At 34.0% G+C, this 312-nt stretch carries 1 pseudogene; it reads right to left on the bottom strand.

From position 1 onward, the window contains the following. Positions 1 to 192 precede the first annotated feature (192 nt). Positions 193 to 312 (bottom strand): annotated as a pseudogene (locus K8089_RS16465) (peptidoglycan-binding protein LysM); the annotation flags it as partial.

The following is a 312-nucleotide window of genomic DNA, read 5'->3' as shown; positions in this document are numbered from 1 at the left end:
TTACTTTGTTTTGACACTGCAAATATAAAACGCATTGCAAGTTTAGTTTGTAGTTGAAACTGTAAGTGTGTGTAGTTAAATAACTACAAGGGAAATGATTTAAGCTTTTTGCTTATTTAAAAAAGGATCCCCAAGATTGCAGCAACTGCAGCCAAGGAGATCCCTAATTTTCTTATATAAAGTTTGTTCGTATTATAGTGCGGTAGCAGTATAAGTTACCGTTTGGGTATAAGTACCAGCTGGTTTTCCTAAGATATCAGAAGATGAAGATTTAGCTGCAGGAATTAAATAATCTAGTTCTAAAACCACTGC

This window comes from Aequorivita vitellina (assembly GCF_022008365.1).
GTDB classification, from domain to species: Bacteria; Bacteroidota; Bacteroidia; order Flavobacteriales; family Flavobacteriaceae; genus Aequorivita; species Aequorivita vitellina.
The sequence above is the reverse complement of the archived record's forward strand: the minus strand, read 5'-3'. Positions and strand labels throughout refer to the sequence as shown.